This is a genomic window from Pseudomonas sp. JH-2, assembly GCF_036231725.1.
Lineage (GTDB): Bacteria > Pseudomonadota > Gammaproteobacteria > Pseudomonadales > Pseudomonadaceae > Pseudomonas > Pseudomonas delhiensis.
This window is the reverse complement of the sequence record NZ_JAZAQP010000084.1, coordinates 1-14,485: the sequence shown is the minus strand read 5'-3', so window position 1 is coordinate 14,485 and position 14,485 is coordinate 1. Positions and strand designations below refer to the sequence as shown.

Annotated in this window: 12 protein-coding genes; 5 read left to right on the top strand and 7 right to left on the bottom strand. The window is 68.5% G+C overall.

The annotated features are described in order from the left end of the window. Nucleotides 1-390 precede the first annotated feature (390 nt). Complete coding sequence (locus VV867_RS30200; protein WP_328568376.1) at nt 391-1,386, bottom strand: alpha/beta fold hydrolase; 996 nt, start codon at nt 1,384-1,386, stop codon at nt 391-393. 191 nt (nt 1,387-1,577) lie between these two features. Here VV867_RS30200 and VV867_RS30195 point away from each other — a divergent pair, with 191 nt between their 5' ends. Further along, nucleotides 1,578-2,021 carry a CopD family copper resistance protein gene (locus tag VV867_RS30195; protein WP_328568375.1) on the top strand — a complete coding sequence of 148 codons (444 nt, stop codon included), beginning with the start codon at nt 1,578-1,580 and terminating at the stop codon, nt 2,019-2,021. 99 nt (nt 2,022-2,120) lie between these two features. Next, nucleotides 2,121-3,041 carry a transcriptional regulator MetR gene (metR, locus tag VV867_RS30190; protein WP_109935475.1) on the top strand — a complete coding sequence of 307 codons (921 nt, stop codon included), beginning with the start codon at nt 2,121-2,123 and terminating at the stop codon, nt 3,039-3,041. Nucleotides 3,042-3,441: 400 nt separating this feature from the next. On the opposite strand, the gene VV867_RS30185 is transcribed toward metR, so the two are convergent. From VV867_RS30185 to VV867_RS30170, 4 genes are all read right to left on the bottom strand, one after another. Continuing rightward, nucleotides 3,442-4,086: a glutathione S-transferase family protein gene (locus VV867_RS30185; protein WP_328568374.1), complete on the bottom strand. Its 645-nt coding sequence runs from the start codon at nt 4,084-4,086 to the stop codon at nt 3,442-3,444. Between the two features lie 66 nt (nt 4,087-4,152). Then, entirely contained in the window at nt 4,153-5,400 is a 1,248-nt protein-coding gene (locus VV867_RS30180; protein ID WP_328568373.1) for an OprD family porin, read from the bottom strand. A gap of 24 nt (nt 5,401-5,424) precedes the next feature. Further along, nucleotides 5,425-6,612, bottom strand: coding sequence for a CaiB/BaiF CoA transferase family protein (locus VV867_RS30175; RefSeq protein ID WP_328568372.1), 1,188 nt, complete (start codon nt 6,610-6,612; stop codon nt 5,425-5,427). A gap of 47 nt (nt 6,613-6,659) precedes the next feature. Further along, a complete protein-coding gene (locus tag VV867_RS30170; protein WP_328568371.1) occupies nt 6,660-8,378 on the bottom strand; it encodes an acyl-CoA dehydrogenase family protein in 1,719 nt (572 codons plus the stop codon). A 118-nt stretch (nt 8,379-8,496) separates the two neighbouring features. On the opposite strand from VV867_RS30170, the gene VV867_RS30165 reads away from it, so the two are divergent. Together VV867_RS30165 and VV867_RS30160 are read left to right on the top strand one after the other, a co-directional pair. Further along, on the top strand, nt 8,497-9,420 hold the full coding sequence (locus VV867_RS30165; protein WP_328568370.1) for a LysR substrate-binding domain-containing protein: 924 nt from the start codon (nt 8,497-8,499) through the stop codon (nt 9,418-9,420). Between the two features lie 154 nt (nt 9,421-9,574). Continuing rightward, a complete protein-coding gene (locus VV867_RS30160; RefSeq protein ID WP_328568369.1) occupies nt 9,575-10,984 on the top strand; it encodes an MFS transporter in 1,410 nt (469 codons plus the stop codon). Between the two features lies 1 nt (nt 10,985). Here the strand turns inward: VV867_RS30160 and VV867_RS30155 are convergent, their stop codons facing one another. Both VV867_RS30155 and VV867_RS30150 read right to left on the bottom strand, forming a co-directional pair. After that, the gene (locus VV867_RS30155) at nt 10,986-12,308 is read right to left on the bottom strand and encodes an APC family permease (RefSeq protein WP_328568368.1); all 1,323 of its coding nucleotides are present in this window, start codon (nt 12,306-12,308) and stop codon (nt 10,986-10,988) included. 152 nt (nt 12,309-12,460) lie between these two features. After that, nucleotides 12,461-13,282 (bottom strand): carbon-nitrogen hydrolase family protein, encoded by an 822-nt coding sequence (locus VV867_RS30150; RefSeq protein ID WP_328568367.1) that lies wholly within the window; start codon nt 13,280-13,282, stop codon nt 12,461-12,463. A 198-nt stretch (nt 13,283-13,480) separates the two neighbouring features. On the opposite strand from VV867_RS30150, the gene VV867_RS30145 reads away from it, so the two are divergent. After that, nucleotides 13,481-14,266, top strand: a complete 786-nt coding sequence (locus VV867_RS30145; protein WP_275627057.1) for a helix-turn-helix transcriptional regulator — start codon at nt 13,481-13,483, stop codon at nt 14,264-14,266. The last annotated feature ends 219 nt before the right edge of the window (nt 14,267-14,485 follow it).

Sequence of the window (14,485 nt, the reverse complement as noted above, 5' to 3'; positions counted from 1 at the left end):
ACGGACATCCCGCCATCAAGCACCATCTCGGCAGTCTTGATTTTGAATTCATTTGAATAGGACTTTCGCACTATTTTTGCCTCCAGTTGGGCGCCATGATAGCGCCCGATGAAGGTGTCCAAGATCATTAGGCCAGCTCAACTCCGCTCCCTCTCCCTAACCCTCTCCCTGAAGGGAGAGGGGACCGTTCGGAGCGCTTTGGTATTCCTGAGTCAGCCGGCAACACCTGGGGTTTCCGGCTGAAACCATTCCTTCTCTCGGCACGGACAAGCCCCCTCTCCCTTCAGGGAGAGGGCTGGGGAGAGGGCGCTCTTGAACCCAGCACCTACGCCACCGGCAAACACCAATTCGCGAGCAAGCTCGCTCCTACGAAAACACCTCAGCGCAACGTTAAAGCTGCGCCACATGCCCCGCCGTCTGGTGCGCCCGCAGGTAAGGCAGCACCGCCGCCAGCAGCGGCGCCTTGAAGGCTTCCTGGAAACGATGGGCCATGCCCGGAATGAGCTTCAGCTCGGCGCCGCGGATATGCGCCGCCACATGCACCCCATGCATCACCGGCAACAACGGATCGGCAGTGCCATGGATCACCAGGGTGGGCACGTCCAGGCGGTTGAGCAGGTCGACGCGGCTGGGCTCGGCGAGGATCGCCAGCATCTGCCGCTGCACGCCCTCGGGGTTGAAGGCACGGTCGTAGGACTGCGCCGCCTGGTGCAGCAGTTGCTGGCGGTCGTCCTTCACCTCCGGGCTGCCGAGCGCGGCCAGCAGGTCGGCCTGCTGCTCGATGGCCTGCTCGCGGCTGCCCGCCTCGCGCCGGGCCAGCAGTTTCAGCAGGCTGTCGCTGGGCGCCGGCAGGCCCTCGGCGCCGGAGCTGGTCATCACCAGGGTCAGGCTGAGCACCCGCTGCGGCGCAAGGTCGGCGACGTGCTGGGCGATCATCCCGCCCATGCTCGCGCCCAGCACGTGGGCCTGCTCGATGTGCAGCGCGTCCAGCAGGCGCAGGGCGTCCCAGGCCATGTCGGTGAGGCTGTAGGGCGCGCTGACCGGCAGGCCGAGGCGGTAGCGGATCACCTCGTAGGTGAGGTTGGCGCCGGGCGTGGGCACGCGCCAGGCGCTCAGGCCGACGTCGCGGTTGTCGTAGCGGATGACGCGGAAGCCCTGCTGGCAGAGGGTCTGCACCACTTCGTCGGGCCAGTGGATGAGCTGGCCGCCCAGGCCCATGATCAGCAGCAGGGTCGGGTCCTTCGGCGAGCCTATGCTCTGGTAGGCCAGGCGCACGTCGCCCACGTTCAGGGTGTCGGTGGGTACCCGTGGATCGCAACGATCGCCGGCAAAGGCAGTGAGGGGCGCCAGGCACGAGAGGGCCAGCGCCAGCAGAAACGCACGCATGTGAAAATCCGGAATGCAGAACCCCAGTGGAACCCGATTCTGATGAATTTCCGTGGAGCGCTCTGCCACACAACCGTGACACTTTGATGAAAGGCGCCGAGCGGTCGCCACCGGGCTGACCGGCGTCATGGCGCGGGCGCGGCCGGCCCGGCATGGTGCTAAGACCGCCGCCGTCCACCCGAGGGGTGCTCATGAGCTATCCGATCCTGCTGGTCCTGCACCTGCTGGCCGCCATCGCCTTCGTCGGCACCGTGTTCTTCGAGGTGCTGATCCTCGAGCGGGTGCGCCGCCACGTGCCGGAGGCCGCCCTGCGCACGGTGGAGCGCGCCCTCGGCCAGCGCCTGCGGCGGGTGATGCCCTGGGTGATCCTGACCCTCTTCGGCAGCGGCCTGGGCATGCTCAAGCTGCGCTACCTGCCGCTGCTGGCCCATCCGCTGGACTCGCCCTTCGCCACCCTGCTGAGCCTGAAGCTGCTGCTGGCCGCCAGCGTGCTCTGCCACTTCCTCTGCGCGATGTACCTGATGCACAGCGGCGGCATGACTGGACGGAGCTCGCGGGCCATCCACTACAGCGTCTTCGCCCACGTCCTGGGCATAGTGCTGCTGGCCAAGGGCATGTTCTACCTGAGCTGGTAGGCCGGGTGGGGTACGGACAGGTCGACAGCGGGCCGCGTATGAGACAGACTCAACCCACTCGCGTTGAAATCAAGTTTTCCTCATGTTGGGTGCGGCGCCATGCTCGAGATTCGTCATCTGAAAACCCTCCACGCCCTGCGTGAAGCCGACAGCCTGGTGGAAGCCGCCGAACGCCTGCACCTGACCCAGTCCGCCCTGTCCCACCAGTTCAAGGAACTGGAGGACCGCCTGGGCCTGTCGCTGTTCATCCGCAAGACCAAGCCGGTGCGCTTCACCAGCGCCGGCCTGCGCCTGCTGCAGCTGGCCGACGCCCTGCTGCCGCAGATGCGCACCGCCGAGCGCGACCTGGCGCGCCTGGCCGGCGGCACCGCCGGGCGCCTGCACATGGCCATCGAGTGCCACAGCTGCTTCCAGTGGCTGATGCCGACCATCGACCAGTTCCGCGACGCCTGGCCGGAAGTGGAGCTGGACCTGGCCTCGGGCTTCTCCTTCGCCCCCCTGCCGGCCCTGGCCCGCGGCGACCTCGACCTGGTGGTGACCTCCGACCCGGTGGACATCGCCGGCATCACCTACGTGCCGCTGTTCACCTACGAGGCGCTGCTGGCGGTGGACAACCAGCACCCGCTGGCCAGCAAGCCCTACATAGTGCCGGAAGACCTGGCCAACCAGACGCTGATCACCTACCCCATCGAGCGCGACCGCCTGGACATCTTCACCCGCTTCCTCGAACCGGCTGACGTCGAGCCGGCCCAGGTGCGCACCTCGGAGCTGACGGTGATGATGATGCAGCTGGTGGCCTCCGGCCGCGGCGTGTGCAGCCTGCCCAACTGGGCGCTGCACGAATACAGCTCGCGCGGCTACGTCACCGCCCGGCGCCTGGGCGAGAAGGGCCTGTACTGCACCCTGTACGCGGCCATCCGCGCGGACATGCTGGACGCCCCCTTCATGCGCGACTTCCTGCTGACGGCCAAGGACACCTCCTTCGCCACCCTGGAAGGGGTCAGCGCGGCGAAGGGTTGAGACATTGCGTAGGGCGAATAACGCGAAGCGTTATCCGCCGATCGAAATGCACGGATTCGGCCACGGCGCTCGGAACGGCGGCGTATGACCGCGAACGGTTATACGCCCTACCCCAAGGCATGGCATTCCCACCCGTAGGAGCGGACCTTGTCCGCGATAGCCAGAGGTTCCGGCGCGCTTCGCGGATAAGATCCGCTCCTACCGCCGCCCCATCCGCGCCATTCCCTGTAGGCGTGCCCTGCGCGTGAAATCGCGGACAGAGTCCGCTCCTACAGTGCAGGCGAGCATGGCTTCTCGTAGGAGCGAGCTTGCTCGCGAATGGGCCCCGCAGCGGAGTGTGTTCGCGAGCAAGCTCGCTCCTACGAAGAACACCCCGGCACGTCCTGCAAGACAGTTGCTCCTACGGCTTGCCTGCCGCCTTGGCGTGTTCCGCATGCCACTGCGCATCCCGCTCGGCGACCTTGGCGAAGGACGGGCGCGCGGTGACTTTCGCGATGTAGCGCTCGATGGCCGGGGTCTTCGGCACTATGCCGAAATGCGTGGTCCAGGCCAGCGCCGAGCCCCAGAGCACGTCCGCCGCGGTGAAGCGTTCGCCGAGCAGGTAGGGGCCTTTCTCCAGCTGGGCGTCGATGACCTTCATCACCGTCTCGAAATCGCCGTAGGGGCTGCGCGCCGGGGGCGCCGGCTCGCGGCCGAGAGAGCGGTCGGTCACCGCCGGCTCGAAGCTGGAGCCATAGAACACCAGCCAGCGCAGGTAGGGCCCGCGCAGCGGGTCGCCGATGGCCGGCGCCAGCCCGGCTTCCGGGTAGAGGTCGGCGAGGTAGATGTAGACGGCGCCCTGCTCGGTCACCAGCGCCTCGCCATGGCCGATGGCCGGGACCTTGCCCATCGGGTTGATCGCCAGGTACGCCGGCTGGCGCTGCTCGCCGGCCTGCATGTTGAGCAGTTGCAGGTCATAGTCGGCGCCCAGCTCCTCCAGCAGCGCCAGGGTGCCGGAGGAACGGGTCTGCGGGGAATGGTAGAAGGTGACGCGGCGGTCGCTCATGCTGTTCTCCTTTGCCGATGACGGGCCGGCCCGAAAGCATAGACCGCGCCCCGCCCTCTTCCACCGTCAGAACAACGCCACCTCGTAGCTCAGGTACACCCGGTTCTCGTCCACGTCGCGGCTGAAGCCGGAGCGGTAGGTCGCGTTGCGCCAGGTCAGGCCCAGGCCCTTCAGCGGGCCGCCCTGCAGCACGTAGCGGATGTCGCTGTTGCGCTCCCATTCGCGGCTGCCGCCGCCGGCCGTCGGTTCGGCGCCATGGCCGCTGAAGTAGCGCGTCATGAAGCTCAGGCCGGGCAGGCCCAGGGGCGCGAAGTCGTAGTCGTAGCGCAGCTGCCAGGAGGTTTCCCCGGCCTCGGCGAAGTCGCCGTACTGGCCGAAGTCGATCAGGTAGGGGTCGGTGCCGTCCAGGTAGGGGTAGGCGCTGGCGCCGTCCATCGCCTGGAAGCCCAGGCCGAAGGCGTGGCCGTTGTGCAGGCGGTAGGTGAACAGGCCGTTGAAGGCGCGGTTGTCGATGCGCCCGCCGTGCCCGGCGCCGGCGTCGCGGCTGATGGCCAGGCGCAGGTCGGCCTCCAGGCTGTCGGCGCCGATCGGCGTGCGGCCCTTGAGGCCGAGGAAGTGCTGGTCGTACACGTCCTCCAGCTGGCCGTAGTGGTAGCTGCCGGTCCAGTTCGCGGTGAAGCGGTAGTCCAGCCCACCCAGGTAGAAGTGGTCGGCCCGCGCCGCCGCGGCGAAGCGGCCGTTGCGGTTGTACAGCGCCAGGTCGCTGGTGCCGGCCTCGTTGCGCTGGCTCACTTCGTCCAGCCGGCCCAGGTTGAGGGTCAGGCCGTCGAATTCGCTGGAGGTCAGCAGGCCGCCCTGGAACACCTGGGGGAACAGCCGCCCGTAGTTGGGCTGCACCGTGGGCAGCTTGGGCACCAGGGCGCCGAGCTTCAGCTCCGTGCGCGACAGGCGCAGCTTGGCGGTGGGGTCGAGCCGCGCGTAGTCGTCCGCCGCGCGGCCGTCGCCCTGCACCGGCAGCAGGCCGGTGCCGCTGCGCTCGGGGCTGGAGTCGAGCTTGACGCCGAGCTTGCCGAGCACGTCCAGGCCCACGCCCAGGGTGCCGGCGGTATAGCCCGAGCGGTAGTCGAGGAGGAAGCCCTGGGCCCACTCCTCGCTCTTCGAGCGCCCGGCGCCGTCGCGGAAGTCGCGGTTCATGTAGAAGTTGCGCAGCCCCAGGCTGGCCCTGCCGTCCTCCAGGAAGCCGTCGGCCAGGGCCGGGCCGCTGGCGGCCAGGGTGGTGAAGAGGAAAACAGAGCTCTTGTTGTTCTTGTTCATGTGTTCTCCAGGCGGTTGGCGGGCTCAGCCGCAGACGATGCCGAGCCGGTACAGGGCCTCGATGGTCTCGGGCGCCAGGCCCAGTTCCGTGAGGACTTCGCGGGTGTCGCCGCCCAGGGCCGGCGGCGCGCTGCGGTAGCTGGCCGGGGTACGAGAGAGCTTCACCGGCGAGGCGATGCCGCGGTAGTCGCCCAGTTGCACCACCAGGCCGCGGTGGCGGGTGTGCGGGTGCTCCACCACGCGGTCCACCGTGGCCACGGCGCCGCAGGGCACGCCCAGGCGGATCAGCCGCTCGGCCAGCTCGCGGCCGTCGTGCGCCGCCAGGTGGTCTTCCAGCGCCTGCTTGAGCGCCTCGCGGTTGACCAGGCGCTGGCCGTTGTCGGCGAAGCGCGGGTCCTGCGCCAGCCCGCCGGCGCCCAGGTACTCGCAGAGTTTCGCGAACTGGCGGTCGTTGCCCACGGCGAGGAAGATCGGCTCGGTGCCGGTGCGGTAGCTGTCGTAGGGGGCGATGTTCGGGTGGGCGTTGCCGGTGCGCCGCGGCGTGCGGCCGGAGGCGAAGTGGTTCGGCAGGTGCGGGTGCAGCAGCGAGATGCCGCAGTCGTACAGGGCGATGTCCACCGACTGCCCGCGCCCGCTGCGTTCGCGCTCGTGCAGCGCCAGCAGGATGCCGGCCACGGCGTTCAGCCCGGTGACCATGTCGACGATGGGCAGGCCGATGCGCAGCGGGCAGCCCTCGGCCTCGCCGTTAACGCTCATCAGCCCGGCCATGGCCTGGATGGCGGCGTCGTAGCCGGGCAGCCCGCCGAGCGGGCCGTCGGCGCCGAAGCCGGACACCGCGCAGTGGATCAGCCGCGGGAAGCGCTGGCTGAGCACCTCGGCGTAGCCGATGCCCCAGCGCGCCAGGGTGCCGGGCTTGAAGTTCTCGATCAGCACGTCGGCGCCTTCCAGCAGCTGCAGCAGCAGCTCGATGCCCTCGGGCCGCGACAGGTCGACGGCGATGCCCTTCTTGTTGCGGTTGACGCCGCGGAAGTAGGACGCGGTGTCGCCCTCGAAGGGCGGGCCCCAGCCGCGCGTCTCGTCGCCGCCCGGGGGTTCCAGCTTGATCACTTGCGCGCCGTGGTCGGCCAGGGCCTGGGAGCAGTAGGGGCCGCCCAGCACGCGGCTCAGGTCGATGACTTTCAGGCCACGCAGGGCACCGGTCTCGTGGTTCATGGCAACTCTCTTGTTGATTCTTGTCGGTTCTTGTCGGTTGCGGGGAATCAGGCGGGCAGCAGCTGCATGGCCTCGTCCAGGCTCAGCTCGCCTTCGTCGAGCAGCCGGGCCAGCACGGCCGGACTGCCCTGCAGGCCCAGCGGGTCGCGCGGCAGCAGCTTGTGCTGCAGCACCAGGTGGGCCAGGGCCAGGCGCCGGCGGTCGCTGGCCTGGCGGCCGGCTTCCCAGGCCATGAAGATGGCGCTGCAGATGTGGTAGAGCGCGCTGCCGGCCTGGCGCACCTGCTCGTCCTGGCGGCCCTCGGCCACTTCGGCCATGAGCGCCACGCTGCGCTCCAGCAGCGCCTCGAAGCGGGTGCGGCTGGCGTCCGGTAGGTTGCTCTCGGCCAGCAGGCCGCGCAGGTAGCGGTGCAGCGGCGCCAGGGCCTGCTCGCGGGTGACGGCGCGGGCGATGTCCAGCGCGACTATGTTGCTGGTGCCCTCCCAGATCGAGCCCAGGTGGGCATCGCGTACCAGGCGCGCGTCGCTCCATTCCTCGATGTAGCCGACGCCGCCACGCACCTCCATGGCGTCGCCGGTGACCCGTCGCGCATCGCGGCAGGCGCGGAACTTGATGAGCGGGGTGAGGATGCGCACGCACTTCTGCGCCTCGGCATCACCACCGTCGGCGCGCGGCAGCAGGGTGGCGATCTGCATGAACATGGAGCGCGCCTGCTCGGCCGGCAGCATCAGCTTCAGCAACTGCTTCTGCATCAGCGGCATGTCGACCAGGTGCTTGCCGAACGCGCGGCGGTGGCGGGCGATGAACAGCGCCTCGCTCAACGCCCGGCGCATCAGGCCGGCGGCGCGCACGCCGTTGGACAGGCGCGACATGTTGACCATGTCGGCCATCTGCTGGAAGCCGCGGCCGACCTCGCCGATCAGGTAGGCGCTGGCGCCTTCCAGGCAGATTTCGCCGCTGGCCATGGAGCGGGTGCCCAGCTTGTCCTTCAGGCGCAGGATGCGGTAGGCGTTGCGCGAGCCGTCCGGGCGGTGCCTGGGCAGCAGGAACAGGGTCACGCCCTTCATGCCCTCGGGCGCTCCTTCGGGGCGGGCCAGGACCATGGCCAGGTCGGCGTCGGGGTTGGAGCAGAACCACTTGTCGCCGTACAGCTTCCACTCCCCCTCCTCCAGCCGCGCCAGGGTGCGGGTACGGGCCACGTCGGAGCCGGCGGCCTGCTCGGTCATGAACATGGCGCCCTGGAACAGGCTGTCGAAGTCACGCGAGGCCAGCGACGGCAGGTAGCGCGCCACCAGCTCGGGCGAGCCGAACTTGCGCAGGGTGCGGGTCAGCGAGTCGGTCATGCTGACCGGGCAGCACAGGCCGAACTCGGCCTGCACGAACAGGTAGGTGAGCGCGTACTTCACCAGCGGCGGCGGGCCGTCGGGGCGGTGGCTCATGGAGGCCAGGCCGAGTTCCGAATAGGCCACGCGCTCCAGGGCGACGTAGTCCGGATGCTTGCGGATGCTCTGCAGGTCCTCGCCGCGGCGGGTGCGCGGGGCCAGCACGGGCGGGTTCCTGTCGGCCGACAGGGCCAGCACGTCCAGCTCGTCGCCGGCGCGGGCGCCGAGGCCTTCGAGGGTGTCCTGCCACTGCGCCAGCACCTCCGGCGGCAGGTAGACCTCGAGCAGGCGCCGCAGCGACGGGTCGCACGCATACAGGTTCATGCCCCGGCTGTCGGGAATGTTCAGGGCGTCTTCGGGGCCTATCTCGGGCATAGCGGTCATGGCGCGTCTCCGTGTCTTGTTCTGGCGCCGAGACTAGGAGAGCGTGACGATAAGTATCCAATACAATAAAAATCATCCACGATAAGAAAAACAAATCGTAGAAACCCGGTGCCCTGCCATGGACCTCAAGCAACTGCGCTATTTCATCGCCGTCGCCGAAGAGCTGCACTTCGGCCGCGCCGCCGCGCGCCTGTTCATCTCCCAGCCGGCGCTGAGCTTCGACATCAAGAAGCTGGAGGAGCAGTTGGGCATCCAGCTGCTGGTGCGCAACAACAAGTCGGTGAAGCTGACCAATGCCGGCCAGGTACTGCTGGACGAGGCGCGCGACCTGCTGCTGCAGGCCGAGAAGGTGAAGCGCCTGACGCGGCTTTCCGCCGAGGGCGCGGTGGGCCAGCTGCGCGTGGGCTTCGTCAACTCCATGCTCTACCGCGGCCTGCCCCGGGCCATGGCGCGCTTCGAGGCGCAGCAGCCGAACATGGAGGTGCTGCTGATGGAGATGAACACCTCCGAGCAGGCCCTGGCGCTGCAGCGCGGGCAGATCGACATCGGCTTCGTGCACTGGGCCAGGCTGCCGCCGGGGATCGTCTCCGAATGCCTGGTCGCCGACCCCTTCCTCTGCTGCCTGCCGGCCGGGCACCGCCTGGCCGGGCAGGCGCGCATCGACCTCGCCGAGCTGCGCGACGAGGGTTTCATCCTATTCCCGCGCAGCCTGTCGCCGCACTACCACGACCTGATCATCGCCCGCTGCGTGGACGCCGGCTTCAGCCCGCACATCCGCCACGAGGCGCGGCTGTGGCAGACCATCGCGGCCATGGTCGGCCTGGGCATGGGCGTGGCGCTGTTGCCCAAGACGCTGTGCCTGGCCTGGAAGAACGACGTGAGCTACCTGGAGATCGAGCAGAGCGGCGCGCGCTCGGAGATCCACGCCATCCTCGCCGTGCAGGATGCGCCGCAGGCGGCCCAGGGCTTCCTGGCCACCCTGCGCGAGTGCCTGGCCGAGGCCGAGGCGGGCGTCGATACGGAATCGCTTATCACACCATAAGATTAAAAAACTATTGATCCGCAGGGCCCCCGCATAGACTCCGAGCCAACCCGGGCCAACACCGACGCACGCCAGTCGCCACCCCGCGCCCTCCCCCGGAGGGTGCGGGCGGGGCCTGCGCGTCGGCGACAAAAACAATAAGCAGGATTTGCCCATGCCCCGCACGACTCCCCTCTCCGACGCCGAACAGCACAGGAAGGCCCGCAAGGCCGGTATCGCTTCCTTCATCGGCACCACCATCGAGTGGTACGACTTCTACATCTACGGCCTGGCCGCCGCCCTGGTGTTCGGCAAGGTGTTCTTCCCCGCCGACATGGACCCGGGCCTGGCCACGCTGCTGTCCTTCGTCACCCTCTGGTCCGGCTTCGTCGCCCGTCCGCTGGGCGGCATCATCTTCGGCCACCTGGGCGACCGCATCGGCCGCAAGACCACCCTGGTGATCACCCTGATCATGATGGGCATCGCCACCACCTGCATCGGCCTGCTGCCGGTCTACGCGCAGATCGGCGTGTGGGCGCCCATCGCCCTGGTACTGCTGCGCGTCATCCAGGGCATCGCCGTGGGCGGCGAATGGGGCGGCGCCATCCTCATCGCCAGCGAAAGCGCGCCCAGGGGCAAGGGCATTCTCTACGCCGCCTTCGCCCAGCAGGGCTCGCCCACCGGCAACCTGCTGGCGACGCTGGTGTTCTTCGCCCTCAGCGCCCTGCCCACGCCGGAGTTCATCCTCTGGGGCTGGCGCATCCCGTTCCTGATCTCGGCGGTGCTGGTGATCGTCGGCATGGTCATCCGCCTGAAGCTGGAGGAGTCGGAGGACATGAAGCGCCTGCTGCAGCAGAACAAGACCGTGAAGCTGCCGCTGGCGGAAGTGCTGCGCAAGCACTGGCTGATCGTGCTGCTGGGCGCCGGGGTGCTGCCGGTGATCCACGTCACCTACTTCAAGAGCACCTTCGCGCTGTCCTGGGCGACCAAGGCCCTCGGCTACAGCCAGGGCACCTTCCTCAGCATCATCGTCATCGCCCTGGTGGTGCAGTTCATCACCCAGCCGCTGGGCGCGCTGCTGACCTCGCGCATCGACATGCGCAAGGCGGTGTGCCTGATGGTGCTGCCGGAGTTCATCCTGATGCCGGCGATGTTCTTCGCCGTGGAAACCAAGGTCTACTGGATAGCCGCCGTGGGCATGTGCCTGGCCACGGTGCCCCACGCGATGTTCTACGGCGCGGTGGGCGGCATCCTCGCCCGCGCCTTCCCGGCCCGGGTGCGCTACACCGGGCTGTCGCTGGCCTACCAGCTGTGCTCGCTGCTGGTGGGCGGCGGCACCCCGGTGCTGGCCCAGTGGATCCTCAACAGCAGCGGCAGCATCGTCGGCGTGGCCATCGCCTCGGGGCTCTACGCCGCGGTTTCGCTGGCCTGCACCCTGGCGCTGCTGCGCATCACCGGCTTCAACGCCAGCGAGTTGTCCAGCGCCGAGCACGCCGACGCCCGCGACCTCGCCGCGGGCGCCGAACCGGAACCTATGTCAGGCGAGCGCGGCCGGCGCGTGCACGCCGGCCCGCACCCGGCCTGAGTCAGGCTTCCTCGAAGTGCATCTCCGGCGGCTGCTGACGGAAGCCGCCGGTGAGCACGGCCAGGTAGACCACCCCGGCGGTGAGCCAGGCCAGGCCCAGGTAGATGGCCAGGTGGTCGAGGCTGACCATCAGCCACAGGTCGGCGACCAGGCCGATCAGCGGGAACGCCAGGAACAGCACCGCGCCGCGCAGGCCGCGTTCGCCGCGGGCGATCCAGTAGTGGAAGATCACCGACAGGTTGACCAGGCTGAAGGCCAGGAAGGCGCCGAAGTTGATGAACGAGGTGGAGGTGGTCACGTCCATCTCCAGCGCCAGCAGGGCCACCACGCCGCACAGCACGATGCTGCCCACCGGGGTGCCGAAGCGCTCGCTCAGGGTGCCGAAGAAGGCCTTGGGCAGCACGCCGTCGCGGCCCATGGCGAACAGCAGGCGCGAGGCGCTGGCCTGGGCCGACAGGCCCGAGGTGAACTGGCCGACGATCAGGCCGATGAGGAAGATGCTGACGAAGAGGTCGCCGCCGATGTTGCGGGCGATCTCGTAGGCCGCCGAGTCGGCGTTCTGGAACTCGGTGGACGGGTGCGCCAGCTGCACGAAGTAGCTGGCGGCGATGAAGATGAAGCCGCCGATCAGGGTGATCAGCAGGATGGCGCGCGGGATGTTCTTGTGCGGCTCGTGGGTTTCCTCGGTCAGCGTGCTGACCGCGTCGAAGCCCAGGAACGAATAGCAGGCGATGGCCGCGCCGCTCATGATCAGCGGCAGCTGCACGCCTTCCTTGAAGAAGGGTTCCAGCGACCACAGCGGCTTGCTGGCGTCACCCAGCACGTAGTGCACCGCCAGCAGCACGAAGGCCGCCAGCACCAGGAACTGCACCAGCATCAGCACGCCGTTGACGTTCTTCGCCAGGCGCAGGCCGATGACGTTGATGCCGGTGGTCACCCCGATGAAGGCCAGCACCCACAGCGCCTGGGGCACCGCCGGGAAGGCCGAGTGCAGGTAGGCCGCGCCGATCAGCCAGATGGCCATGGGCAGGAACAGGTAGTCCAGCAGCACGCCCCAGCCGGCGAGGAAGCCCAGCTTGGGGCTGATGGACTTGCGCACGTACGTGTAGGCCGAGCCGGCCACCGGGAAGGCGGCGGCCATGCGCCCGTAGCTGAGCGCGGTGAAGAGCATCGCCACCGAGGCCACGAGGTACGCCGCGGGCACCACGCCGCCGGTGGTGTCGGCGAGGATGCCGAAGGTGCCGAGGACGATGATGGGGGTCATGTAGGCGATGCCGAACAGCACCACCGCGCCCAGCGAGAGGGTCCGCTTGAGTCGAGCCATTACTGCTTACTCCGAGTTGTGGTTGTTATGGCAGAGTCGAAATCGACGCGTGCAAAGGCGCCTCCCCTCACCCGGGAGACGCAGGCGGGAGGGGCTCCCCCGCCGGTACTGCTTGGGAAGATCGGTCGGCGCGGCCCTGCGCCTTCCGGGGCTCAGCCCGGAATCAGCAGCTCGCGCAGGCCGTCGGCGTGCTCGCGCAACTCGCCGGGCAGCTCGAAGCGGCGCTCGGCGAGGTAGCTGTAGTCGTGGCGCGACTGCTGCAGGCGCGCCAGGTCCAGTTCCACGCTCAGCCGGCACTCCTCGCGGCCGGCCTCGCAGAGCAACTGGCCGTAGGGGTCGACCACCGCGCTGCCGCCGGCGAACACCAGGCCGCCGTCGCCTTCGCCGACGCGGTTCACCATCACCGCGTAGGCCTGGTTCTCCATGGCCCGGCCCATGATCGCGGTGCGGTGGGTGGGGCCGTAGGGGTCCATGTTGCCGTTGGTCACCAGGATCAGCTCGGCGCCCAGCTGGCCGAGGGCGCGGGCGCTTTCCGGGAACTCGATGTCGAAGCAGATCAGGATGCCCACCCGCACGCCCTTGAACAGCGCGGTGGCGTAGCGGTCGCCAGGGGTGAAGATGCCGCGGTCGGAGGCCCACAGGTGGGTCTTGCGGTACTTCAGGGCGATGCCTTCGGGGGTGACCAGCAGCGTGGTGTTGTAATGGCGGCCGTCGTCGCCGGCCTCGGCGATGCCCACCACCACGGCCACGCCGCGCTCGCGCACGGCTTGCTGCACGGCCTGCACGCTGGGGCCGTCCAGCGGCTCGGCGAGGCGGGCGACGTTGTCCTCGGTGGGGAAGCCCATCAGTTGGGTCTCGGGGAACACCACCAGGTCGGTATCCGCGGCGCAGGCGCGGATGGCCGCCAGGGTACGCCCGAGGTTGTAGGCGGTGTCGCCGTCGCGGCCGGCCAGTTGGACGAGTTCGACCTTCATTGCAGCTCCTGTTGTTCTCGCGCCGGCCTCGATCGCCGCGCTCTGGGTGAATCAGCCGTCCTGGCCAGGGAAACATGACCGCCCGGCGCAAAAGGGTCAGAATGCGCGCCGGGCCGGTGCAAGGCATTCACCGAGTATGCAGTTCGCCATCGCGCCCGGGTAATTACGCCCACGTGGTAACCCAACAGGGGTAGAGGCATGAACCTTACGCTGCAGGACATCGCCTGGCACCGCTCGGTCGGGCAGCTGATCGAGACGCTGGACAAGCCCAACTTCTGGCTCGCCCTGGTGCGCCTGCTCGACGAGTATGTGCCATTCGACAGCTGGGTGGCGCTGCTCTTCAGCAACGGCCGCCCGCAGGTGTTCGCCGAGTGCCCGGGCGAGGACGGCGGCCCCGACCCGCTGTTCCAGGACTACCTCAAGGGCCTGTACCTGCTCGACCCCTTCTACATCGCCAGCCGCGAGGCGCCGGGCAGCGGCCTGCTGCGCCTGGCCGACGTGGCCCCGGAATGCTTCGAGCAGACCGACTACTACCAGCGCTACTTCCGCCTCAACGTGGTGGCCGACGAGGTGCAGTTCAACGTGCAGCTCGACGCCGAGCGCACCCTCTGCCTGTCCCTGGGCAGCAAGGGCCGCTTCAGCGCCGAGCAGGTCACCCTGCTCGACCTGCTGCGCCCCTGGGTGGCCGGGCTGATGCGCCAGCGCATGGCCTTCGAGCGCGAACTGCTGGAACAGGCCACGCCCCCGGCGCCACGCTGGCAGAGCCGCCTGGAAGAAACCGTGGAACGCCTGGAAACCCCGCTGACTGCACGCGAGCTGGAAGTGGGCCGGCTAATGCTCAGTGGCTGCTCCAGCAAGGAGATAGCGCGCAAGCTGGCGATTTCGGCGGAGACGGTGAAGGTGCACCGCAAGCACATGTACAGCAAGCTGGGGATCAAGTCGCAGTCGGAGTTGTTTTCGTTGTTCCTGCAGGCGCAGGGGTAAGCCAGGGGCAATTTTTTGTAGGAGCGAGCTTGCTCGCGAACCTTACCCATGCACCTCTCTACCAATCGTCATTCCCGCGAACGCGGGAGCCCAATGGTTTGGGGGCTTGGGGGCTTGGTGTAGCGCGCCGCTCCGAGTGCGTTGATGTTTCTTGTTTCGCCCCCTCGGGCGAGTCCCTTTTGTCAAACGCCACAAAAGGAACCAAAAAGGCTTGCCCCG